Annotated in this window: 21 protein-coding genes; 9 read left to right on the top strand and 12 right to left on the bottom strand. The window is 70.6% G+C overall.

Annotated features, from left to right (window positions below; genetic code table 11):
• Positions 1–13 precede the first annotated feature (13 nt).
• The 5 genes from ACQEVJ_RS22215 to ACQEVJ_RS22195 form a co-directional block, all read right to left on the bottom strand.
• Positions 14–1,366, bottom strand: coding sequence for a serine hydrolase domain-containing protein (locus tag ACQEVJ_RS22215; protein ID WP_433103947.1), 1,353 nt, complete (start codon positions 1,364–1,366; stop codon positions 14–16).
• A 136-nt stretch (positions 1,367–1,502) separates the two neighbouring features.
• On the bottom strand, positions 1,503–2,450 hold the full coding sequence (gene add / locus ACQEVJ_RS22210; RefSeq protein WP_433103945.1) for an adenosine deaminase: 948 nt from the start codon (positions 2,448–2,450) through the stop codon (positions 1,503–1,505).
• A gap of 81 nt (positions 2,451–2,531) precedes the next feature.
• A complete protein-coding gene (locus ACQEVJ_RS22205) occupies positions 2,532–3,377 on the bottom strand; it encodes an alpha/beta fold hydrolase (RefSeq protein ID WP_433103943.1) in 846 nt (281 codons plus the stop codon).
• On the bottom strand, positions 3,374–3,811 hold the full coding sequence (locus ACQEVJ_RS22200) for a MarR family winged helix-turn-helix transcriptional regulator (RefSeq protein WP_433103941.1): 438 nt from the start codon (positions 3,809–3,811) through the stop codon (positions 3,374–3,376). The genes ACQEVJ_RS22205 and ACQEVJ_RS22200 overlap by 4 nt, the downstream gene beginning before the upstream one ends.
• A gap of 167 nt (positions 3,812–3,978) precedes the next feature.
• A complete protein-coding gene (locus ACQEVJ_RS22195; protein ID WP_433103939.1) occupies positions 3,979–4,467 on the bottom strand; it encodes a winged helix-turn-helix transcriptional regulator in 489 nt (162 codons plus the stop codon).
• An 87-nt stretch (positions 4,468–4,554) separates the two neighbouring features.
• Between ACQEVJ_RS22195 and ACQEVJ_RS22190 the strand changes: the two genes are divergently transcribed.
• Complete coding sequence (locus ACQEVJ_RS22190) at positions 4,555–5,256, top strand: SDR family oxidoreductase (RefSeq protein WP_433103937.1); 702 nt, start codon at positions 4,555–4,557, stop codon at positions 5,254–5,256.
• Between the two features lie 37 nt (positions 5,257–5,293).
• Positions 5,294–5,719, top strand: a complete 426-nt coding sequence (locus ACQEVJ_RS22185; protein WP_433103935.1) for a tautomerase family protein — start codon at positions 5,294–5,296, stop codon at positions 5,717–5,719.
• 90 nt (positions 5,720–5,809) lie between these two features.
• Here ACQEVJ_RS22185 and ACQEVJ_RS22180 read toward each other — a convergent pair whose 3' ends face one another.
• Entirely contained in the window at positions 5,810–6,754 is a 945-nt protein-coding gene (locus ACQEVJ_RS22180; RefSeq protein ID WP_433103933.1) for an alpha/beta hydrolase family protein, read from the bottom strand.
• 15 nt (positions 6,755–6,769) lie between these two features.
• The gene (locus tag ACQEVJ_RS22175) at positions 6,770–7,618 is read right to left on the bottom strand and encodes an LLM class flavin-dependent oxidoreductase (protein ID WP_433103931.1); all 849 of its coding nucleotides are present in this window, start codon (positions 7,616–7,618) and stop codon (positions 6,770–6,772) included.
• A gap of 245 nt (positions 7,619–7,863) precedes the next feature.
• On the opposite strand from ACQEVJ_RS22175, the gene ACQEVJ_RS22170 reads away from it, so the two are divergent.
• Positions 7,864–8,469, top strand: a complete 606-nt coding sequence (locus tag ACQEVJ_RS22170) for a TetR/AcrR family transcriptional regulator (protein WP_433103929.1) — start codon at positions 7,864–7,866, stop codon at positions 8,467–8,469.
• Between the two features lie 60 nt (positions 8,470–8,529).
• Positions 8,530–8,889, top strand: a complete 360-nt coding sequence (locus tag ACQEVJ_RS22165) for a helix-turn-helix domain-containing protein (protein ID WP_433103927.1) — start codon at positions 8,530–8,532, stop codon at positions 8,887–8,889.
• Between the two features lie 192 nt (positions 8,890–9,081).
• Here ACQEVJ_RS22165 and ACQEVJ_RS22160 read toward each other — a convergent pair whose 3' ends face one another.
• Positions 9,082–9,873 carry a MerR family transcriptional regulator gene (locus ACQEVJ_RS22160; protein WP_433103925.1) on the bottom strand — a complete coding sequence of 264 codons (792 nt, stop codon included), beginning with the start codon at positions 9,871–9,873 and terminating at the stop codon, positions 9,082–9,084.
• 22 nt (positions 9,874–9,895) lie between these two features.
• Positions 9,896–10,702: an alpha/beta fold hydrolase gene (locus ACQEVJ_RS22155; RefSeq protein ID WP_433103922.1), complete on the bottom strand. Its 807-nt coding sequence runs from the start codon at positions 10,700–10,702 to the stop codon at positions 9,896–9,898.
• Between the two features lie 298 nt (positions 10,703–11,000).
• On the opposite strand from ACQEVJ_RS22155, the gene recD2 reads away from it, so the two are divergent.
• Entirely contained in the window at positions 11,001–13,262 is a 2,262-nt protein-coding gene (recD2, locus tag ACQEVJ_RS22150; RefSeq protein WP_433103920.1) for an SF1B family DNA helicase RecD2, read from the top strand.
• 42 nt (positions 13,263–13,304) lie between these two features.
• Here recD2 and ACQEVJ_RS22145 read toward each other — a convergent pair whose 3' ends face one another.
• Entirely contained in the window at positions 13,305–14,396 is a 1,092-nt protein-coding gene (locus tag ACQEVJ_RS22145) for a hypothetical protein (protein ID WP_433103918.1), read from the bottom strand.
• A gap of 318 nt (positions 14,397–14,714) precedes the next feature.
• Here ACQEVJ_RS22145 and ACQEVJ_RS22140 point away from each other — a divergent pair, with 318 nt between their 5' ends.
• The 3 genes from ACQEVJ_RS22140 (at position 14,715) to ACQEVJ_RS22130 (ending at position 17,915) form a co-directional block, all read left to right on the top strand.
• Positions 14,715–15,767 (top strand): cytochrome P450, encoded by a 1,053-nt coding sequence (locus ACQEVJ_RS22140; RefSeq protein WP_433103916.1) that lies wholly within the window; start codon positions 14,715–14,717, stop codon positions 15,765–15,767.
• A complete protein-coding gene (locus ACQEVJ_RS22135) occupies positions 15,764–16,573 on the top strand; it encodes an isocitrate lyase/PEP mutase family protein (RefSeq protein WP_433103914.1) in 810 nt (269 codons plus the stop codon). The genes ACQEVJ_RS22140 and ACQEVJ_RS22135 overlap by 4 nt, the downstream gene beginning before the upstream one ends.
• 187 nt (positions 16,574–16,760) lie before the next feature.
• The gene (locus ACQEVJ_RS22130) at positions 16,761–17,915 is read left to right on the top strand and encodes an Ig-like domain-containing protein (protein ID WP_433103912.1); all 1,155 of its coding nucleotides are present in this window, start codon (positions 16,761–16,763) and stop codon (positions 17,913–17,915) included.
• Positions 17,916–17,997: 82 nt separating this feature from the next.
• Here ACQEVJ_RS22130 and ACQEVJ_RS22125 read toward each other — a convergent pair whose 3' ends face one another.
• Complete coding sequence (locus ACQEVJ_RS22125) at positions 17,998–18,177, bottom strand: hypothetical protein (protein ID WP_433103910.1); 180 nt, start codon at positions 18,175–18,177, stop codon at positions 17,998–18,000.
• Between the two features lie 130 nt (positions 18,178–18,307).
• Here ACQEVJ_RS22125 and ACQEVJ_RS22120 point away from each other — a divergent pair, with 130 nt between their 5' ends.
• The gene (locus tag ACQEVJ_RS22120) at positions 18,308–18,745 is read left to right on the top strand and encodes a helix-turn-helix domain-containing protein (protein WP_433103908.1); all 438 of its coding nucleotides are present in this window, start codon (positions 18,308–18,310) and stop codon (positions 18,743–18,745) included.
• A gap of 14 nt (positions 18,746–18,759) precedes the next feature.
• On the opposite strand, the gene ACQEVJ_RS22115 is transcribed toward ACQEVJ_RS22120, so the two are convergent.
• Positions 18,760–19,599: a helix-turn-helix transcriptional regulator gene (locus ACQEVJ_RS22115; protein WP_433103906.1), complete on the bottom strand. Its 840-nt coding sequence runs from the start codon at positions 19,597–19,599 to the stop codon at positions 18,760–18,762.
• Positions 19,600–19,683 lie beyond the last annotated feature (84 nt).

Below are 19,683 nucleotides of genomic sequence, written 5' to 3'. Positions count from 1 at the left end.
GTCGCCTGGCCGGTCACCGCCAGCCGGCCGGGTCGACGCCGCCCGGCACCGGGGCCGCCGGGTCGTACGGCTCACGGGTGAAGATGAACGTGTTGAGGTCCAGGTGGGTCGCCCCGCCGGGGGAGCGGACCACCCGCAGAGTCTCCCCGGCGTAGTAGCCGTCGAGCCCGGTCCAGGTGCCGTCGGCCTGGGAGACGAACCGGGAGGCACGGCCCTGCCCGTTCACCGGGGTCAGCGACAGGCCGCGCTGCGGCAGGACCCGCAGCACGTACGGCGTCGGCCCCCAATACCAGGGCCCGGTCAGCGCGAGCAGGTCCTCGTCCACCGGGGAGGGCGACCACTCGGCGGGCAGCGGCGGTTCGTGCTCGGCCAGGATGTCCAGCAGGGCGGTGTCGAGGTTGCGCATGCCCGAGGTGGTGTTGGCCATCCACAGCACGGCCACGCCGTCGGCGGGGTCGGCCCACACGGTGGCGAGGAAGCCGGGCATCGAGCCGGTGTGGCCGGCCAGCCGCCGCGGGCCGCCGGGCCCGGTGTGCCGGGTGAGCTGGAGGCCGAGCCCGTAGCCGCGAATCCACACGTCGCCGTCCTCCACGACGGCCGGCTCGCGCATCTCGGCGACCGTGGCCGGGCGCAGCACCTCACCGGTGTCGCCGCCGATGAAGGCCGCCCAGCGGGCCAGGTCGGCGGCCGTGGACCACATCTGCCCGGCGGGGGCCATGGCGCCGTGGTCGTTTTCCGGCTCCGGCAGCAGCGCGTCGGCCCAGGGGTGCACGGCGTACCCGGTGGCGTGCGGCGCACGGGGGCGCGGGGTGGTGTCGCGCATGCCGAGCGGCTCCAGGACCTCCTCGCGTACGGCCTCGTCCCACGGCACCGACCGCTTGCGAGCGACCAGCTCGCCGAGCAGGGCGAACCCGAGGTTGGAGTAGTGGTAGCGGCGGCCGGGCCGGTGCCGGGCGGACTCGGGGCCGAGCGCGGCGACCAGGTCGCCCGCCGGCACGCCCGGGGTGCGCTCCCACCACTGGCCGGGCGACTCGGCGGTCAGCCCGCCGCTGTGGGACAGCAGCTGGGCGACCGTGACGTCGCCCAGCGGCGTGCCGGGCACGTGCTTGTCCAGTGGGTCGAGCAGGTCGAGCCGGCCCTCGTCACGCAGCCGCATGACGACGGTCGCCACGAGGGTCTTGGTGATGGACCCGATGCGGTACTGGGTGTCCCGGGTGGGCGGCTCCCCGCCGACCCGGCCGCGCGCCCCGAACCAGGCGATCTCGCCGCCCCGCACGATCGCCGCCACCAGCGACGGCACCCGTGCCTCCGCCTGCTCGGCCGCCAGCCTGCGCAGCAGTGCGCGGGCCGTTCCCTCCAGCACCATTCCGGTCGTCCCCTTTCCGTGATCCGCACCAGGCTAGCGCCCCACCGCCCGCGCGGCCCCGGAGTCGGCCCAGGCCACTCCTCGTCTCGGGGACGCGGTGCCGGTAAGCGGAAGCCGGCCGATTACGGCTTTCCTCTCATCTGCTCAGCCATTGATCGATCTCGGCGCCGATCCGCGCTTTCACCGCTGCGGGAGCGAAGCTGCCCTCGACCGAGGCGCGGGCCAGGTTCGCCAGCTCGGCGTCGCCGCACCCGAAGATCTCCCGGGCGCGCTGGTATTCCGCCGCCAGCGACGTCTCTCCGTCCGTGTTCAGGGTGACCATCAGACCGGCCTCGACCAGGCGCGGCAGCGGGTGCTCCGCCAGCGACGGGACCAGCCCGAGCAGGACGTTCGAGGAGGGGCAGACCTCCAGCGGCACGCGGCGTCTCCGCAGCTCGGCCACCAGGTCCGGATCCTCCAGCACGCGGATGCCGTGGCCGATCCGCTCCGCGTGCCCCACCGTCAAGGCCTCCCAGACGCTGGCCGGGCCTGCCGTCTCCCCGGCGTGGTGCACCAGGTGCAGCCCCGCCTCGCGGGCGGCCTGGAGCACCTCGGCGAACGGCGCCGCCGGGTAGGACTCGTCTCCCGCCAGGCCGATGGCGATCACCTGCGGGTGCCGGGCGGCCAGTTTGAGGCTGCGCCACAGCCGCTCGACCGAGCGACGGCGGGAGTGATCCAGGATCACCCGCGTCTGGATGCCGTACCGCTCCGTGCCCGCGGCGAGCCCCTCCGCCACCGCCTCCAGCGGCATGTCCGGATCCCCGAGACGCTCGCCGTGACTCGCCGCGGTGAAGGTGACCTCCGCGTAGCGGACGCCCTGGGCCGCCTCGTCCTGGCAGAACTCCTCGGCGATACGACGGAAGTGCCCGTAGTCGCGCAGCAGCGCGCGCACTGTGGCCCGTTGGTCGGCGAACTCCCTGAAATCGGTGAACGGCCGGTCCTGGACGGGCGGCTCGCCTCCCAGCTCGCGGATCGTGGCGGGACGGACGGTGCTTTCCAGGTGGGTGTGCAGGTGAGCCTTGGGCAACAGGCGGAGATCTCTCACGGCAGAACCCTAAGCAGTGGGCGCCCGCGCTACGGACATGATTTCGACGTGCGGCAACGGCGACCACGCACGGCTGGATCCTCACAGGAGGAACGGCAGCGCCCGCTCGGCCACGACCGGGCCCGATTTGGGTTCCGTCGGCGACAGATGGTTGAGGGCGTCGATGGTTTCGAGGGTGGCGTCGGGAAGGGTCTCGCGCAGCATGGCGAACTCCGCTCGGTGCTCGGGCTTGGAGCGTCCGCCGATGAGGAGCAGCACCGGGGCGGTCACGTCCGCGAACTCCGTGAGCCGGCCATGCTGGGCGGCGATCTGCTCGTGCTCGGCCAGGCATGCCCACAGGAGGGACCGCATGCGCTCCCAACTCGGCCCGCGCAACACCAGGCGCATCACCGTGCGCAGATACCAGTGTGGCAGTTTGGTCATGAGAGCCGGCGCGCCGCCGGAACCTCGGACGAAGTGGACGAACGCGCCGTAATGGTCGCCCGCGGCCAGCCGTTCCCGGAACGGGGCCATCCAGCCGGTCGGGACGGGGGAGCAGGGCACGCCGGGCTCGTAGACCGCGATGCGGTCGAACAGCGGGAACGAGCGCGCGGTCTCGAGGATGACGAGCCCGCCGTAGCTGTGCCCGAACGCCAGCCGCGCCCCGGTCGCGGCCTGGACGGCCCGCAGGTCCTCCACCTCCTTGTCCAGGGAGTACTCGGATCCCTGGGGGCCGCTGGCGCCGCGTCCGCGCCGGTCGACGACATGCACCGTGAACGAGCGGGCCAAAGTGGCGGCCAGTGGCAGGTAGTCCTCCGAGGTTCGCAGCGTGCCGCCGACCACGATGAGATCCGGCCCGGCGCCCATCGTCCGATAACCGATCGCCGTGCCGTCGGCCGACCGGACCGTGCCCTGGTGTAAGGACGGGATCTCGATGTTCCGGGTCACTTGCCCGCCTCCCGCTCCAGCCGGTCGAACGTCGTCAGCAGCCGCGCGGTGTGCTCGGCGTACTCGGCGTACGGCACGCCGCTTGCCGCCACGACCGCCGCCAGCCGGTCCTCGAACTCCTGCCGGATCGAAGCCACCCGCCTCTTTCCCTCGTCGGTGAGGCTCAGCCGCCGGCGGTTGCCTCCGGCGGGGTCGGGCTGGACGTCGAGAAGACCGTCGGCGGCGAGGACGGCCGTCATGCGGCTCACCGACGGCTCGGTCACGCCGAGGTATTCGGCGAGGGTCCGCTGCGTCGAGGCCCCCAGTTCTCCCACCAGGGTCAGCGCCAGGAAGCGGCTGTAGGAGATGTCGTGCTCCGCCCGGAGAATCCGGTCGGCGGCCCGGTCCAGCCGGGCGGTCAGCACGTGCAGGTTGAGGCTGAGGTTCCGTTCCATGCCTCATAACTTAGCACGCTAACTTAGCCTAGGCAATTTGTAGTCATCCATAACAATTCGTGACGGATCGACGGCGACCCGAGGAGGTGCTCAAGGCCAAGGCCTGCGCCACCGGCAATCACGACCTGCACTGGCAGATCCGCACCGGGTGCTGCCGGTCGCGGCCGCTAGTCGCGCCGCCAGGCGGGGTTCAGCCGGATCTCGATGTCGTCACACATCGTCTCCGGCGCCGGCACGGCGGTTACGCGGACCCCTATCGGACGGCCGGTGCCGGACTCGACGAACGACAGGGGTGGGCGGCCTTCCTGTAGGTATTTGTCGCCCCACTGCATCAGCGACAGAAACACCGGCAGCAGGTCCTCACCGGCCTCGGTCAGCCGGTACTCGTCTCGGGCCCGGCTCCCCGGCTCCCGGTAGACAACGGACGCGACGATACCCGCGGCTTTCAGCTGTTTGAGTGCCCGCGACACCGCGGGCGCCGATGCCCCGATCCGCGCCACGAAGTCGTCAAACCTGGTTGTGCCGTAAAAGCATTCGCGGACCACCAGGAACACCGTCTTGGTGCTGAGCAGATCAAGCACCCGTCCCGCTGAGCATCCGTCGCCGATCGACCACGCATCCCGGTCGCGCAGCCGCTCCTCGAACTCCATCGCCATCCCGCCAGTGTAACTAACGATTGCGTTATCCAGCCTGGCATGCTTCAATCGTCTCACTAACGGGATCGTTACTCAGGTGGAGATGCTGTGGTTGCGGTAGCGGGCAGGGTGGTTGTGGTGACCGGGGGCCGACGTGGACTCGGTGCGGCGCTGGTCGACGAGGTGCTGGCGCGCGGGGCGCGAAAGGTGTACTCGACCGCACGCTCGGCGTACGCCGACGACCGGCCAGAGGTGGTCACCGCCGAGCTGGAGGTCCGCTCGGCGGCGTCGGTCGCGGCCCTCGCGGAGGTCGCCACCGACGTCGAGATCGTGTTCAACAACGCCGGAATCCTGCTGCCGGCTCCACTGCTGACAGGTGACCTCGAACGCGCCACCGTGACGTTCGACGTCAACGTCTTCGGGCCGCTGCGGGTGGCACGGGCGTTCGCGCCGATCCTGGCCGCGAACGGTGGCGGCGCATTGGTGAACATGCACTCCGTGCTGTCCTGGCTGGCCGGCAGCGGCGCCTACGGGGCGTCCAAGGCGGCGGCGTGGTCGGTCACGAACTCGCTCCGGCTCGAACTGGCGCGCCAGAACACCCAGGTCGTCGGCGTACACGCAGGGTTCATCGACACCGAAATGGTCTCCGCCATCGAGCTGCCGAAGGCGACGCCGGCCGAGGTGGCCGCGCGGATCGTCGACGGCCTTGAGGCCGGAGCCACGGAGGTGCTCGCCGACGACGTCACCGTCGCCGCCAAGGCGGCGCTGTCCGGCCCCGTGGAACGCCTGACCATCTCGGCCGCCCGTTGACATCGCGTCCCGACACTTGAGGGAGTACGGAACCGCCATGCCACTGTGGACCATTCATCACACGCCCGGAATCTTCACCGACGAGGAAAAGCACCAACTCGCCTCCCGCATCGCCGACCACTACGAACAGATCGGGCTGCCCCGGTTCTACGTGGTCACGCTGTTCCACCAGACCCGGCCCGAGGATTTCTACGTCGGCGGGGAGCCCACCCCGGCCGGGGTCCGCGTCGTCATCGACCACATCGCCCGCCGCAACCCCGATCGGGAGAGCCGGCGCCGGACCGCCCAGTGGATCAAGGGCATGCTGCAGCCCCACCTCGAACGGAACGCAGGGCTGCACTGGGAGTTCCACGTCGACGAGACCAGCGACGACCTCTGGATGATCAACGGGATCGCGCCGCCCCCGGCGGGCTCCGACGCCGAGAAGCTCTGGGCCGAGAGCAACTCGGCATTCCCCTACTGACCACCGCCTTCGGAACAGACGAGCCGCGCCGTAGCTCGGCATCTACCGGGTCTGCTCACGGCACCACCACGCGGTGCGCCTGTCAGGGATTCACCGGGATTCGATCCGGCCCAGCGGATCGGCGGCCTCCGCCAGGGCGGCGCGTGCCGCCGGCCAGACGGAATCACCGAGGCCGAGCGCGGTGCGAAGGTAGGCCCAGGTGAGCCGCCGGATCAGGGCGACTCGTCCGGGGTTCTCGTCCGTGGTCTCCGTGACGTTGTATCCGGAGATCCCGCCGAGCGAGTGTTCCGCCCCGAACAGCGTGAGCAGGCTCTTTCCGCCCGGGCTCGAGAAGTACGCGTCGGTGAACCAGTCCGGCCCCCGGACGGACAGCAGGGACTGGTCGTGGTCTCCCGCGACCACGAGGGCCGGTGTGGTCATCTCCGCGAAGCCCGGGTTCATGAACGGGAAGTGCTCGGCGGCGAACGGAGTCAGGTCCGCTCCGCCCCTGCCGGGGAGGGCGAGCAGCACACCCGCTCTGATCCGCGGGTCGGACATGTCCTCTCCCGGCTCGCCCTCGGAGTCGAGGACGCGTGCGCCCAGGAGCATGCTCGCCGTCTGGGCGCCCCAGGAGTGTCCGGCCACTGCGATGCGGCCTCGGTCGAGACGCCCGCCGAGGCCGGGAACGGAATCCTCGATGAGCTCCAGCCCGTCGAGGACGCGCTTCAGGTCATCGACGCGGTGACGCCAGATCAGCGGCGTACGGGGGTCGTCGGGGGGAAGGTTCAGCGTCCTCGAGTCGAGATGGGTTGGCTGGATCACCACGAAGCCGTGGGCGGTCCAGAAGTCGGCCAGCGGGCCGTAGCCGTCCATCGACTCCCCGAAGCCGTGTGAGAAGACGATGACCGGCAGTCTCCGCCCGTTCGCCGGCGCGGACACGCGTACGCGCAGGTCCTCGCCACGGCCGGGGGCCGGCAGCACCACCGGCTTGACCGAGATGACCGGACTGGGCGCGCTGACGGCCAGGTCCGGAACCGCCAGGGTTGCTTCGCTCATGGGTTGGTCTTCCTCTCAGTTGTTTCGCGAGGTGATGAGTTCGTCGGCGACCCATCGGGCGACGCCGGCGGGGTAGGGCGCCGTCGGCAGCCCGAGGACGATGTGCCGGAACCCCGCGTCGATCGCCTCTTCGATCGCGTCCCGGGTGAGGCCTGGCCGGTCGTAGGAGACGGGCAGATGGATCGAGCGGGTGATGGACGCGGGGTCGCGGCCGATCTCGGCGCAGTAGTGGTCGAGCAGTGCACTGCGGCGGACGACGTCGTCGATGTCGCCGCCGGGGATGTTCCACAGGTCGGCGTGTTCGGCGACCACGCGCAGCGTCGGGGACGAGCGTCCGCCGATGAGGATCGGCGGATGGGGGCGCTGGACCGGCTTGGGGTTGCAGAACGCTCCGGTGAGCCGGACGTAGGTGCCGTGGAAGTCGAACGGTTCGGCCTCGGTCCACAACCGCCGGATCACCGTGCAGGCTTCGGCGAGGCTTCCCACGGCGTGCGCGGCGTCGTGGAAGGGCAGGCCGTGCGCCTCGTACTCACGCCGGGCCAGGGGGTGGCCGGGCCGTGAGCCGGCGCCGATGCCGAAGTCGAGCCGTCCGCCGCTGATGTGGTCGACGGTCGCCGCGATCTTGGCCAGCATCGCGGGCGGCCGGAACCGGTTGCTGGTCACCATCACGCCGAGCCGCAGCCGCCGGGTCTGCGCGGCGAGGGCCGCGAGCAGGGTCCAGCCTTCGTGGGCCGGCCCGTCCGGGTCGCCGCCGATCGGCATGAGGTGATCGAACAGCCACGCGTGCTCGATCTCCGGGATCGTGTCCGCCTCGCGCCAGACCCGCAGGACGTCGTGATAGCCGACCTGTTGCGGGGCGGTCATGATCCCGAAACTGGGACGGAGGGTGTGCGGCATTGGGTCGTCGGTCCTTTCGAATACCGGCAGCGCCGGAGCGGAGTGCGCCACCGGCGTTCGAGCGGGAGGGGATGCGGGAAGCGTGATGACCAGGCATGGCTTGGTCGCCGGCCCCCTGCTCTGGCATCATGAGCAACCGGGACCGTGTTCCGTTTTCGACGATACGGAACCATGTCCCGTTTAGCAAGTCCGGTAGCGGAGGGAGCCGCGCGATGAACGACAGCGATGGGGGCGCGGGGAGTGCGGCCCGGCCCAAACGGGCGGACGCACGGCGCAACGAGAAGACCCTGCTCGACGCGGCCGCCGCGGTCTTCGTCGCCTCGGGCGTGGAAGCGCCGGTACGCGACATCGCGGCCAAGGCCGGCGTCGGGACGGCCACGATCTACCGCCACTTCCCGACGCGAGCGGACCTCATCATCGCCGTCTACCGGCACCAGGTCGAGGCCTGCGCCGAGGCCGGTTCGGCCCTGCTAATGTCCAGCTCGACCCCTTACGTCGCTTTGGAGCGATGGATCGGCCTGTTCGTCGACTTCCTGGTCACCAAGCACGGGCTCGCCGCCGTGCTGCGGTCCGACGACGCCGGCTTCGACGCCCTGCACGCCTACTTCCTCGACCGGCTCGTGCCCGTGTGCACCCGGCTGCTCGACGCCGCGGCCGCCGCCGGGGAGATCCGCTCCGACATCCCGGCCATCGCGCTCATGCGCGGCGTCGGAAACCTCTGCATCGGCGCGGAAAACGACCCCCACTACGACGCGCGCAGGCTGGCCGGACTCCTCATCGCAGGACTGCGCCTGCAGCCGGCCACGCGCGCGGAGTAGGGTGGCCCGCGCCGTGGCCCCAGACGACGGCATGGATATCGGGGGCCGGATGAACCGGGCTTGTGTGGCCCTCAGCGGCAAGCCTGTCGTCCGTGCGTCGATGCAGACAACGCCTCGCCGGCCGAACTCGGGAAGTCGATCGGAGCCAGCACCCGCACCCTCAGCCGGCTGTTCCGCAACGAACTAGGCATGACCTTCTACGAATGGCGCACGCAGCTACGCATCTACCACGCTCTCGTGCTCCTCGCCGGCGGACACGACACCATCCAGACCGCCTACGCCTGCGGATGGGCCAACCCCAGCAGCTTCATCGCGGCGTTCACCAACATCATCGGAACGACCCCGGGCCGCTACCGAACCAGTCGCCAGACCACCGCCCGCGCATCTCAACTCCCGACGGTGGTCAAGTCCTCGGAGTGATTCGCGCTCGCACCCGGGCCGACGTGGTGCGCGATCGCGCAGGAGATGACCCCCGTGTGCCTCGCGATTCCCGCACAACTACAGCGGCGGCACCAACCATCGTCTTGACCACGCGACGAGCCAGGACCGCACGACCACGCGCGAAGCGGTCCCGCGACGACCGAACCGAGACTCTTCCTGCCCGCACTGGCACTACCCGGGAGCCGCACCCGGTGTGGGGGCCACGCGCTCGAGCTTGGTCCAGCCCGTCCAGCCTCGCTGCTTCAGCAGCTCGATCAGCCGACGCGCCGGCGGCACAGTGTCGAACGCCAGCGAGTCCATCAGCCTGACAAGCGGTGACTCCATATCGGTGTCGTCGACATAGTCCTCGCCCCGCTCGTCGGCCATACACGTGATGTAGCCGGCCAGCTTGTCGGCCAGCTCGACCAGCCGCGGGTCGTCGTCGGCCCGGTCGAGAGCCTGGCTCAGGGTGAGGTAGAAGCCGACGAGCCGCGGGTCGTCGATCTGCTCCCGCTTGCGTGCGATCCACTCCGGGACTCGCGCGGGTGAGTGCGCGGCCAGCGGGATCCAGCCGTCACGCTCGGCCCGGACGATCCGCTCGTCGACCCCGATCGCCCGCAGCCGGTCGAGATACTCGACCACCTCCAGGGGCAGCGCCAGGCTGTCTCCGGAGGCGAGCCGGGCGATTCGCTCGCGGTGCCGCTGCCGCTCCCGGATCTCCGCCTGCAGCCGCCTGTCGATGTCCGCGACCGCCGCGGTGAACTCCTCCTCGCCGGCTCGCAGCAGCCCCCGCACCCGCGCCAGCGGAACCCCGGCCTCGGCGAGCGTTCGGATTTTGATCACCTCGATCACGGCGCCGGCGTCGTATCTGCGGTAGCCGGAGTGGTCACGCTCGGGCTCCGACAGCAGCCCCTTGGCGTGGTAGTGCCGCACCGCGCGCACCGTCACTCCGGCGTACGATGCCAGCTCACCGATGGTCAGCATCAGATCAGTCTCCAGGAGTCGCTCAACATGTCGCCCGACCGGCTGGGCCTGGTGCACCATAGATGATCTGGGCGATCTCCGGGGCATGAGTGAAGACCAGCTGGTGGTCGGCGTCGAGCCAGGTGGTGGCGATGCGCGGATGCTCGCGGACAAGGCGCTCGACTCCGGCACGCCAGTTCTGGTTGAACCGCGGCGCATGCCCTTCGCCGCTGTCGCCGGCCATCGAGGTCGACATGATCACGCGGATGGGCCGGTCGATCTTCCTGTACCGGTCGAGGATCTCGGACCGAACCACATCGATCTCGAGGTTCAGCTCGACAATCTCCTGGGCGGTGAGCAACACCTGACGCGCGGTGCCCCGCTCGGCCTCCTGCTGCGTCGCCAGATCCTCCCACATGGCCCGGAACGCCGGCAGGACGGCGTCGGTGATGAACGGTTCGGGCACCGGGTTCGCCCCGTCGATGAGAACAAGCTCGGCGACAGTGTCAGGATGCTCGGAGGCATAGTGCACGGCCAGGTCGGCGCCCAACGAGTAGCCCACCAGCACGGGCGCTGCGGGCAGGCCGAGGTTTCCCGGCTCCGCCATCACTGCGGTGAGATCGCTGAGGAAGTCCTCGAAGGAGTACCGATCGGCGGCCGAGGCGAGGCCGTGGCCCCGCAGGTCGAAGGTCACCACGTCGTGGTCGCGCCGCAGCAGCTCGGCCAGCTCGCGCAGGTCCGCCTGCGTCGAGTTCAGCCCAGGGCACAGGACCAGTGGTCGTCCCCGACCGCCGCGAGACACCGGGATCGTGACGCCGTCGTGCTGGATCGTGAAGTGCCGCAGCGTCACGTCGCCTCTCTCCGCCCGCCCTCCGTCATCGTCGTGCTCGCCGTACGACCTGCGCAGTCCGGCGACCTCGATGGAACTGGTTTCCGTGGTCATGCCACCATGCTGAGAGATTGACCCTGCGTCAGGGTCAATCGGCGCGGCGACATGCGCGAGTGGCCGCAGCGGCGCAGCCGGGCGAGGTCGGCACTGCACGCCGCTGTCCAGGGCCCGGGCCTGCTCACGTCCGGGTCGGGTGTCCGTCCCCTGCGGCGCCGGTTCCGGTCAGGAAGGTCCCGCCGTGTGGGAGACAATGCGACGCATGACGAATCCTCCCGGAGGCGCCACGGGCAGGCCGCCCGGCGTGCAGCTGGACGCCGTGCTGGAGCGGATCACCTACGCCAACGAGGAGACCGGCTACACGATCGCCAGGGTCGCCACCGAACGGTCGGGCACCGAGCTGCTGACCGTCGTCGGGCCGCTGCTCGGGGCGCAGGTGGGGGAGTCGCTGCGGCTCACCGGCCGCTGGGGCTCCCACCCCAAGTACGGCAAGCAGTTCGAGGTCTGGTCGTACACCACGGTCCTGCCGGCGACGATCCAGGGCATCCAGCGCTACCTGGGCTCCGGGCTGATCAAGGGCATCGGCCCGAAGATGGCCGAGCGGATCGTGGACCACTTCGGCACCGACACGCTGCGGGTGATCGAGGAGGAGCCCAAGCGCCTGGTCGAGGTCCCCGGCCTCGGGCCCAAGCGGACCAAGATGATCGCCGCCGCCTGGGAGGAACAGAAGATCATCAAAGAGGTGATGATCTTCCTGCAGGGCGTCGGGGTGTCCACCTCCATCGCCGTGCGCATCTTCAAGCAGTACGGCGAGGACTCCATCGACGTGGTCCGCAAGGAGCCCTACCGGCTCGCCGACGACGTGTGGGGCATCGGGTTCAAGACCGCCGACACCATCGCGCAGGCCGTGGGCATCCCGCACGACAGCCCCGAGCGGGTCAAGGCCGGGCTGCGCTACACGCTGTCGCAGGCCGCCGACGACGGCCACTGCTTCCTGCCCGCCCCCAACCTGGTCGCCGACGCCGTCAAGATCCTGGAGGTGCCGCCCGACCTGACCTCCGCCTGCCTGGAGGAGCTGGTCGCCGAGGAGGGCGTGGTCCGCGAGGAGGTCCCGGCCAGGGGGAACGGCGAGAACGGCCAGGGCGACGAGAACGGCGAGAGCACCGTCCCCGCGATCTACCTCGTCCCCTTCCACCGCGCCGAGCTGTCGCTGGCCGGCACGCTGCGCACCCTGCTGACCTCCGGCCACGACCGGCTCGGGGCGTTCACGGACGTGGACTGGCCGGCCGCCTTCGACTGGCTGCGCGGCCGGACCGGCGCCGACCTCGCGCCCGAGCAGGCCCAGGCCGTACGGCTCGCGCTGACGGAGAAGGTCGCCGTCCTGACCGGCGGCCCCGGCTGCGGCAAGAGCTTCACCGTGCGCTCCGTGGTGACCCTCGCCCGCGCGAAACGGGCCAAGGTCATCCTTGCCGCCCCGACCGGCCGGGCGGCCAAGCGGCTGGCGGAGCTGACCGGGCACGAGGCCACCACCGTGCACCGGCTGCTCCAGCTGCGCCCCGGCGGTGACGCCACCTTCGACCGCGACAACCCCCTCGACGCCGACCTGGTCGTGGTGGACGAGGCGTCCATGCTCGACCTGCTGCTGGCCAACAAGCTCGCCAAGGCGGTCGCCCCGGGCGCGCACCTGCTGTTCGTCGGCGACGTCGACCAGCTTCCCTCGGTCGGCGCCGGAGAGGTGCTGCGCGACCTGCTGGCCGCCCCCGGCATCCCCCGGGTGCGGCTCACGCAGATCTTCCGCCAGGCGCAGGAGTCCGGCGTGGTCGTCAACGCCCACCGCGTCAACACCGGTCAGCACCCCCTGGTCCGCGAGTTCCCCGACTTCTTCCTGTTCCCCTGCGATGAACCCGAGGAGATCGCCGCCCTGACCGTGGACGTGGTCGCCCGGCGCATCCCCAGGAAGTTCGGGCTCAACCCGCGCAGGGACGTACAGGTGCTCGCGCCCATGCACCGCGGCGCGGCCGGCGCGGGCGCGCTCAACATCGCCCTGCAGGAGTCGCTGACCCCCGCCCGCGAGGGCATGCCGGAGCGCCGGTACGGCGGCCGGGTCTTCCGCGTCGGCGACAAGGTCACCCAGTTGCGCAACAACTACGACAAGGGCGCGGCTGGGGTGTTCAACGGCACGGTCGGCGTCGTCACCGCCATCACCCCCGAGGAGAGCAAGCTGACCGTGCTGACCGACGAGGACGAGAACGTCGACTACTCCTTCGACGAGCTCGACGAACTCGCCCACGCCTACGCGGTCAGCATCCACCGCTCCCAGGGCAGCGAGTATCCGGCCGTGGTCATCCCGCTGGCCACCAGCGCCTGGATGATGCTGCAGCGCAACCTGCTCTACACCGCCATCACCCGGGCCAAGAAGCTCGTGGTCATCGTCGGGTCGCGGCGGGCGCTCGGCCAGGCCGTGCGCACGCGCGGGGCGGGCCGCCGCCACACGGGGCTCACCCACCGCCTCCGCGTGCCCTGATCCGTTTGCCCTGGCCGGCGCGCCCGCCCCTGTCCTGCCTCGTCAGTACACCGAGGTGTACGTCACGAACGACGCCTGGTTGACCAGGGTGGTGCCGTTGTAGCAGGCGACGTCGCGGACGTAGACGTCCGAACCCGAGGTCGTCCACAAGGTGAGCAGGTTGCAGAACTCCGGCCCGGGCCCGAACGCCGTGACCTGCACGTCGTTCGGCAGCGCCCCGACCTTGGGGAAGGTCACGAGGCGCAGGCCGGTCCCGGCCGACTGCACCGTGTTGGTCGCCCCCGGGTAGTTGAAGTTGACCCCGGCGGGAACGGGCGGGTACGGCCCGGGGTTGGCCGGAGTGTTGTCGAAGGTGTAGGCGAACAGCTTCGGCGGCGCGAACGCTCCGGTGATCGCACGCTCACGCTGGTAGGTGAGGGTCCAGCCGGTGTCGCGCAGCGCACTGGTCGCGTCGTGGCACAGCACCTCGATCTTCTGCCCGGACGCCGACGGACTCCAGGCGCCCACCTTGCACCGTGCCGGCGCGCCCGAGTCGACCGCGGTGACCTGGATGTTCCCCGCCGCCGCGGGGGAGCCGAGGCCGGGCATCCAGACGGTCCAGTCGCCGGTGGAGTTGTGGATGACCACGTTCGACGCGAGCGAGGAGTTGTAGTCGGAGGCGACGGACGAGCCGTCCCAGAAGACGTAGCCGAACGCCTGCGCCGCCGACGACAGCCCCCCGCTGCTGCTGTCGAAGACGATGGAGAACAGCGCCTTGGCCGGGCCTCCGCCGTACCGGTAGCACCGCACCGCCACGATCTCGTCCGTGCCGGCCTGCCACCACTTCTCGATCTGGCACCACTCGGCCGTCTGCGAGATCGCGGTCACGTGCGCGATCCCGCCCTTGGGGATTCCGATCTGCGGGAACCGCACGAAGTACTCCCCGGTGACGCCGGGGGTGACGGTGACCGTCCCGGACGTCCAGCTGCCCGCCTGATAGGACAGGTTCGGCACGCCGGAGTTGGTGTTGACGTAGGCGAACCCCCACACGTCGGGAACCGCCGCGTTCGCGGCCCCCGCCCCGGCGGCGGCGCCTGCGGCGACCATCGCGCACAGCAGGAGTAATCGAGTGACCACGGTTCGTAACAGGCGCATGCCGTCCTCCATCGCGGTGGTGCCCAGCGGGCGTACGAGATGTCGACGCCGGGGTGGCCCGGCGCGTGGTGCCCAGTCGTGGAGCCGTGGAACGCTCTCGGGAGGCGCGGGGATCACAATCGCCTTCCCGCCCTGTGATAACCCGCGCGCCGATCGTTGAGAAGGCCCAAATGCCCCCGGGCCGCGTGCCGTGTGCCCGGCCGTGAAACGTTCATCGTTCGACCGGAGCCGAAGGATCGCGACCCTAACCTTCCGGAGAGGCGACGACCACCACAGGAAGGGGGGAAGGGGGCCGCCTCCGCGCGCCCCCGGCCACCGATGACAGCAGATCCGCCCGCTGGAGGGGACCGGCGGCTCACCCGGCACGCGGACGTGCGCGCCGTGCTCGCCGACCCCCGCTTCCTCGTCCCTCCCGCCCCCGCCGCGCCGCCGGGAACGGGCATGGCCTGGCTGCGGGGGGCGGTGAGCAGGTTCAGCAACGGGGACGAGCACGCCTGCCGTCGCGCGCGTGTCGTGGGGTTGCTCGACACCCTCGACCCCGTACAGCTACGCCGCGAGGCCTGCGAGCGGACGAGCGCCGAACTGGCGGGCGGGGCTCGCGTCGACGTGATGGCCAGGATCGCCCGCCGCGTCCCGGTCGGCGTCCTCGCCACACGGCTCGGCGTCCCGGAGGACCGGCGGGAGGAGGTCGTCGCGGCGGTGACGGCCATGGCCGCCGCCTACCACCTCCCACCCGCTCCCGGTGCGGCGCCGGCGGGGGACGCGGCGGTGGGCGTGCTTGCGGCCGCGCTGAACGAAGGGGAGGAGCCCGAGCCCGGCCTGCTGGCCGCCGTGGCGGGGGTGCTGGTCCAGGCGTGTGACGCCACCGCGGGCCTGGTGGGCAACACCCTCGCCGTCGTGGCCCGCCTGCCCGCCGACCTGTCCCTACGGTGGCCGGTCGAGGCGCTGCTCGCCGAGACCCTGCGGTGGGACCCGCCCGTACGGCTCACGCGCCGGGTGGCAGCCGAGGACGCCACGGCCGGGAGAGTCCCCGTGCCCGCGGGGGCCGTTCTCGTGCTGGACCTGGCGGCGGCCAACCGGGACCCCGAGGTCTTCCCCGACCCGCACCGTTTCGACCCTGCCCGTTTCCAGCAGGCCCGTTTCCAGCAGGCCCGTTTCCAACAGGGCGGCGGGCATCTGGGTTTCGGCAGCGGGGTCAGGCCCTGCCCGGGGGAGCGGGCCGCGCTCGCCCTGGCGGCGGGCGTCGTGGAGGCCGCTCTCGGACACCGCCTCGCCGAACCCGAGATCCCTTACGAGCCGTCGCCGAACCTGCGCGTGCCCGCCCGCCTCCATATGGAGGGCGGCTCCGAGACCATGGAAGGACCCCGATGAGCACCCACGCCGAAACATTCCGCGCCTTGCATCACACGCGGCGCCCCCTGGTGCTGCCCAACGCCTGGGACCACGCCTCGGCGGCCGTCCTGGCCGCCGCCGGGTTCGCCGCGATCGGGACCACGAGCCTCGGCGTCGCCGCGGCGGCGGGCAAGCCCGACGCGACCGGCGACACCGCGGCGGAGACGCTGGCGCTGGCCCGGCGGCTGGCCGGGCTGCCGTGTCCGGTGTCGGTGGACATCGAGGGCGGCTTCTCGGACACGCCGGAGGGGGCGGCCGAGATCGCCGCCGAACTGGCCGCCCTGGGCGTGGCGGGTGTCAACATCGAGGACGGCCGGCCGGACGGGACGCTGGCGGACCTCGGCGAGCGGTGCGAGACGATCGCGGCGGTCAAGTCGAGGGCGCCGGGGCTGTTCGTCAACGCCCGCACCGACACCTACTGGCTGGGCGCCGGGGACCTGGACACGACCATCGCCCGGCTGCGGGCCTTCGCCGAGGCCGGGGCCGACGGGGTGTTCGTCCCCGGGGTCGCCGCCGACGACGAGGTGCGGGCGCTGGTGGACGCGGTCGACCTGCCGCTCAACGTGCTGTTCCTGCCCGGCCGCCACACGGTCGCGGGCCTGGCCGCACTCGGCGTCCGCCGGATCAGCACCGGGTCGCTGCTCCTGCGGGCGGCCCTGCACGCCGTGGCCGAGACCGCCCGGGCGGTCGCCTCAGGCGGGGAGATCCCCGCGGGCCTTCCGTCGTACGGGGATGTGCAGTCCCTCGTCACAGTGGGTGCTGACTCGGCGCTTGATCAGTCTTGACGCGCACCTTACCGTCTACAGAGACGAGTCCACCGGAGAAGCGACCGAAATGTGACCTGAGCACAGGAGAAAATGCCAACATAAGAGGCAACCCCGAATAAGGTCTTATGGTGCCCTTCGCGCTCATGGGGGAGTAGTTGTGCTGAGCACTGGAAGTCGTTCGAGGTGGCCGATCGCCGGAGTCGCCGTGGCGCTGACCGCGGCTCTGTCGGCATGCTCAGGCGGATCTGGCGCGCCAGGCTCGGCGGGCGGAGACTCCGGCGACGCCGCGCCCGCCATTCCGGCGCCAGCGATCAAGATCAGCCCCGCCACGGGCACCGCCAAGGTGCGCCCTGACAAGACCGTGGTCGTCATGGCCTCCAACGGTGAGTTGGAGGAGGTCACCGTCCAAGCGGGTGACGAGACGATCGAGGGCGAGTTCGACTCCACCCACACCAAGTGGACCTCCAAGCAGGCGCTCAAGCCCTCCAGCAGATACACGGTGTCGGCCAAGGCCAACGGCAAGGGCGGCCCGGCCACCGCGACCAGCAGCTTCACCACCCTCAAGCCCAAGGTCGGGCTGCAGGTCGTGGACGTCACCCCCGGCATCAAGGGGGAGACCGTCGGCATCGGCATGCCGATCATGGTGAGGTTCAACGAGCCGGTGCAGGACAAAGCCGCCGTGGAGCAGGCCCTGGAGGTGGACGCGGAGAAGCCGGTCAAGGGCGCCTGGCGGTGGATCGACGACAAGTACGTGATCTACCGGACGGCCAAGTACTGGCCCGCCCACCAGAAGGTGAAGTTCACCGCGCACCTCACCGGTGTGAAGGCCGGACCCGACACGTACGGCGTCGAGGACCACAGCGCGACCATCAAGATCGGCGCGGCCTGGATCAGCTCGGTCAGCACCAGGACCCACATGATGGTGGTCCGGCGCGACGGCAAGGTCGTGCAGACCATGAAGATCAGCGCCGGCAAGGCGACCACCCGCGAGTACACCACCACCAGTGGCATCCACCTGACCATGGAACGCGGCAACCCCGTCACGATGATCTCGCCGGGTAAGAAGGAGGGCGACCCCGGGTACTACAAGGAGGTCGTCAACCACGCGGTGCGCATCTCCAACAGCGGGGAGTACGTCCACGGCGCGCCGTGGTCGGTCGGCTCCCAGGGCGTGGCCAACGTGAGCCACGGGTGCGTCAACGCCAGCCCCTCCCAGGCCCAGTGGTTCTACGACAACTTCCACCGGGGCGACATCGTCAAGATCGTCGGCACCGACCGGCTCCTGGAGTGGAACAACGGCTGGGGCTTCTGGCAGATGCCGTTCAGCAAGTGGAAGCAGGGCAGCGCCCTGGAGTCCTGATCCCGTCGACTTCTTAGCATCGCTGGAGTCGCCGCGCTTGCCCCAGGGTGCCGGCGTCCGGCTCGCGGCCTGAGCCACGCCCCTACTGCACGCCCCACTTCATGAGGACGAAGGCGCCCAGGATCTTCAGCACGACGAGCGCGATGATCACACAGAACACGATCATCGCGGGGCGGTGCTCGAAGTGCTTGCCCTCCTTCAGCGGAGGGCGCTTGGCGACGCGCTCGGCGATGCGCTCTTCGATGGGTTTGCGGTGGAACATGAACGCACACTACTGCCCGCGTCGCCCGCCCATCTGATGACCTTGGCCGTCAGACCCCTCACGACTCCCTAACATTCCCTGGGGGACGGATATACAGGGTGTGTTGAAGAGCCGATCGGAGGGGAGCGGGATGCCGCAGCAGCCGTACTCGGTGGAGCAGGTGGCGAACCTGCTGGGCCTGCACGTCAAGACGGTGCGCAACTACGTCCGCGACGGGCGGCTCAAGGCGGTGCGCATCGGCAAGCAGTACCGGATCGCCCGTGAGGACCTGGAGGCGTTCATGGGCGGTCCCGTCGAGCCGCCGGCCGCCGAGACGGCCAGGCGGCGTCGCCACATGGAGGCGTCGAGCATCGTGCAGATCGACGCCATCCCCCCCGGCGAGATGATGACCCTGGGCAACACGCTGATGGCCGCCGCCGTGAGCCGTAGCCCCGCCGAACGGCCTCTGCGCATCGAGACCGTCTACAACGAGGAGAGGGCCAGCCTGAAAATCATCATCGTGGGCGGCGTGGCCGACACCGCCGAGGTGCTCCGGCTCGTCACCACCCTGGTGAAGGGGCCCGAGTGACCGCCGCCTGGCGGTCAGCCGCGGGTTGACACGGGCCGGTCCAGTTCCGCGAGGCGTTCCAGGGCCGCCGCGTCATCCTTGGTCGCGGGAAGGAAGACGACGAGGTGCTGGGTGACGTCCTCGGTGACGGTCAGCTTCGTGTAGTTGAGGGTGATCCGCCCTACCTGCGGATGGTTGAAATGCTTGGTCGCCGAGGCGAATGCCTGGATGGGATGGGCCGACCACATCGAGGCGAACGCGGGACTGGCCGCCAGCAGCGCGTCGACCAGTGCGATGGTCCGCGGGTCGTCGGGGTTCTTGTCGGCCGCGGCCCGGAACTGTCCGAGGATGTCGCGTGCCTCACGCTGCCAGTCCAGGAGCAATGTGCGCATCCTGGGGCGGGTGAACAGCAGCCAGACCGTGTTCCGCTCTTCCTCCGGGAGGTCGTCCAGTCCGCCGATGAGGCCGGCATACGCGCGGTTGTACGCCAGCAGGTCCCAGCACGGGCTGATCACATGGGCGGGGTTGGGGTCGAGCGTCTCCAGCAGCGCCCGCAGCGTCGGGCTGACCGGCATCCAGCGCGCCGGTTCGGCCGGCAGGGCCGCGCCGGCGAGTGCGAAGAGGTGATCGCGCTCGGCCGGTGTGAGCTGCAGCGCGCGCGAGAGGCTCTCGAGCACCTGCCTGGAGACGGTGATGTCCCGGCCCTGTTCCAGCCACGTGTACCAGGTGACGCTCACTCCGGACAGTTGCGCGACCTCCTCGCGCCGCAGGCCGGGCGTGCGCCTGCGTGAGCCGCCGGGAAACCCGGCCGCCTCGGGGCCGAGCGATTCCCGCCGAGAGCGCAGAAAGCCCGCCAACTCCTTACGCCTCATCATGCTGACCATGAAACCGCAATCGATACTCGTCCGGCCTGGTGGGATTTATACCAGCATAAACGAAATCTGTACCAGGATAACCAG

The sequence above is a fragment of the Microbispora sp. CA-102843 genome, from assembly GCF_050936215.1.
GTDB lineage: Bacteria > Actinomycetota > Actinomycetes > Streptosporangiales > Streptosporangiaceae > Microbispora.
Note: the sequence above shows the minus strand (reverse complement) of the source record. Positions and strands in the feature narration are given on the sequence as shown.

Excerpts from the sequence above, each read along its gene's own strand:
- ACQEVJ_RS22215 (WP_433103947.1), bottom strand. The coding sequence starts at position 1,366 with ATGGTGCTGGAGGGAACGGCCCGCGCACTGCTGCGCAGGCTGGCGGCC.
- ACQEVJ_RS22200 (WP_433103941.1), bottom strand. The coding sequence starts at position 3,811 with ATGGAACGGAACCTCAGCCTCAACCTGCACGTGCTGACCGCCCGGCTG.
- ACQEVJ_RS22195 (WP_433103939.1), bottom strand. The coding sequence starts at position 4,467 with ATGGCGATGGAGTTCGAGGAGCGGCTGCGCGACCGGGATGCGTGGTCG.
- ACQEVJ_RS22185 (WP_433103935.1), top strand. The coding sequence starts at position 5,294 with ATGCCACTGTGGACCATTCATCACACGCCCGGAATCTTCACCGACGAG.
- ACQEVJ_RS22180 (WP_433103933.1), bottom strand. The coding sequence starts at position 6,754 with ATGAGCGAAGCAACCCTGGCGGTTCCGGACCTGGCCGTCAGCGCGCCC.
- ACQEVJ_RS22175 (WP_433103931.1), bottom strand. The coding sequence starts at position 7,618 with ATGACCGCCCCGCAACAGGTCGGCTATCACGACGTCCTGCGGGTCTGG.
- ACQEVJ_RS22170 (WP_433103929.1), top strand. The coding sequence starts at position 7,864 with ATGAACGACAGCGATGGGGGCGCGGGGAGTGCGGCCCGGCCCAAACGG.
- ACQEVJ_RS22160 (WP_433103925.1), bottom strand. The coding sequence starts at position 9,873 with ATGCTGACCATCGGTGAGCTGGCATCGTACGCCGGAGTGACGGTGCGC.
- recD2 (WP_433103920.1), top strand. The coding sequence starts at position 11,001 with ATGACGAATCCTCCCGGAGGCGCCACGGGCAGGCCGCCCGGCGTGCAG.
- ACQEVJ_RS22145 (WP_433103918.1), bottom strand. The coding sequence starts at position 14,396 with ATGCGCCTGTTACGAACCGTGGTCACTCGATTACTCCTGCTGTGCGCG.
- ACQEVJ_RS22140 (WP_433103916.1), top strand. The coding sequence starts at position 14,715 with ATGACAGCAGATCCGCCCGCTGGAGGGGACCGGCGGCTCACCCGGCAC.
- ACQEVJ_RS22135 (WP_433103914.1), top strand. The coding sequence starts at position 15,764 with ATGAGCACCCACGCCGAAACATTCCGCGCCTTGCATCACACGCGGCGC.
- ACQEVJ_RS22125 (WP_433103910.1), bottom strand. The coding sequence starts at position 18,177 with ATGTTCCACCGCAAACCCATCGAAGAGCGCATCGCCGAGCGCGTCGCC.
- ACQEVJ_RS22120 (WP_433103908.1), top strand. The coding sequence starts at position 18,308 with ATGCCGCAGCAGCCGTACTCGGTGGAGCAGGTGGCGAACCTGCTGGGC.
- ACQEVJ_RS22115 (WP_433103906.1), bottom strand. The coding sequence starts at position 19,599 with ATGATGAGGCGTAAGGAGTTGGCGGGCTTTCTGCGCTCTCGGCGGGAA.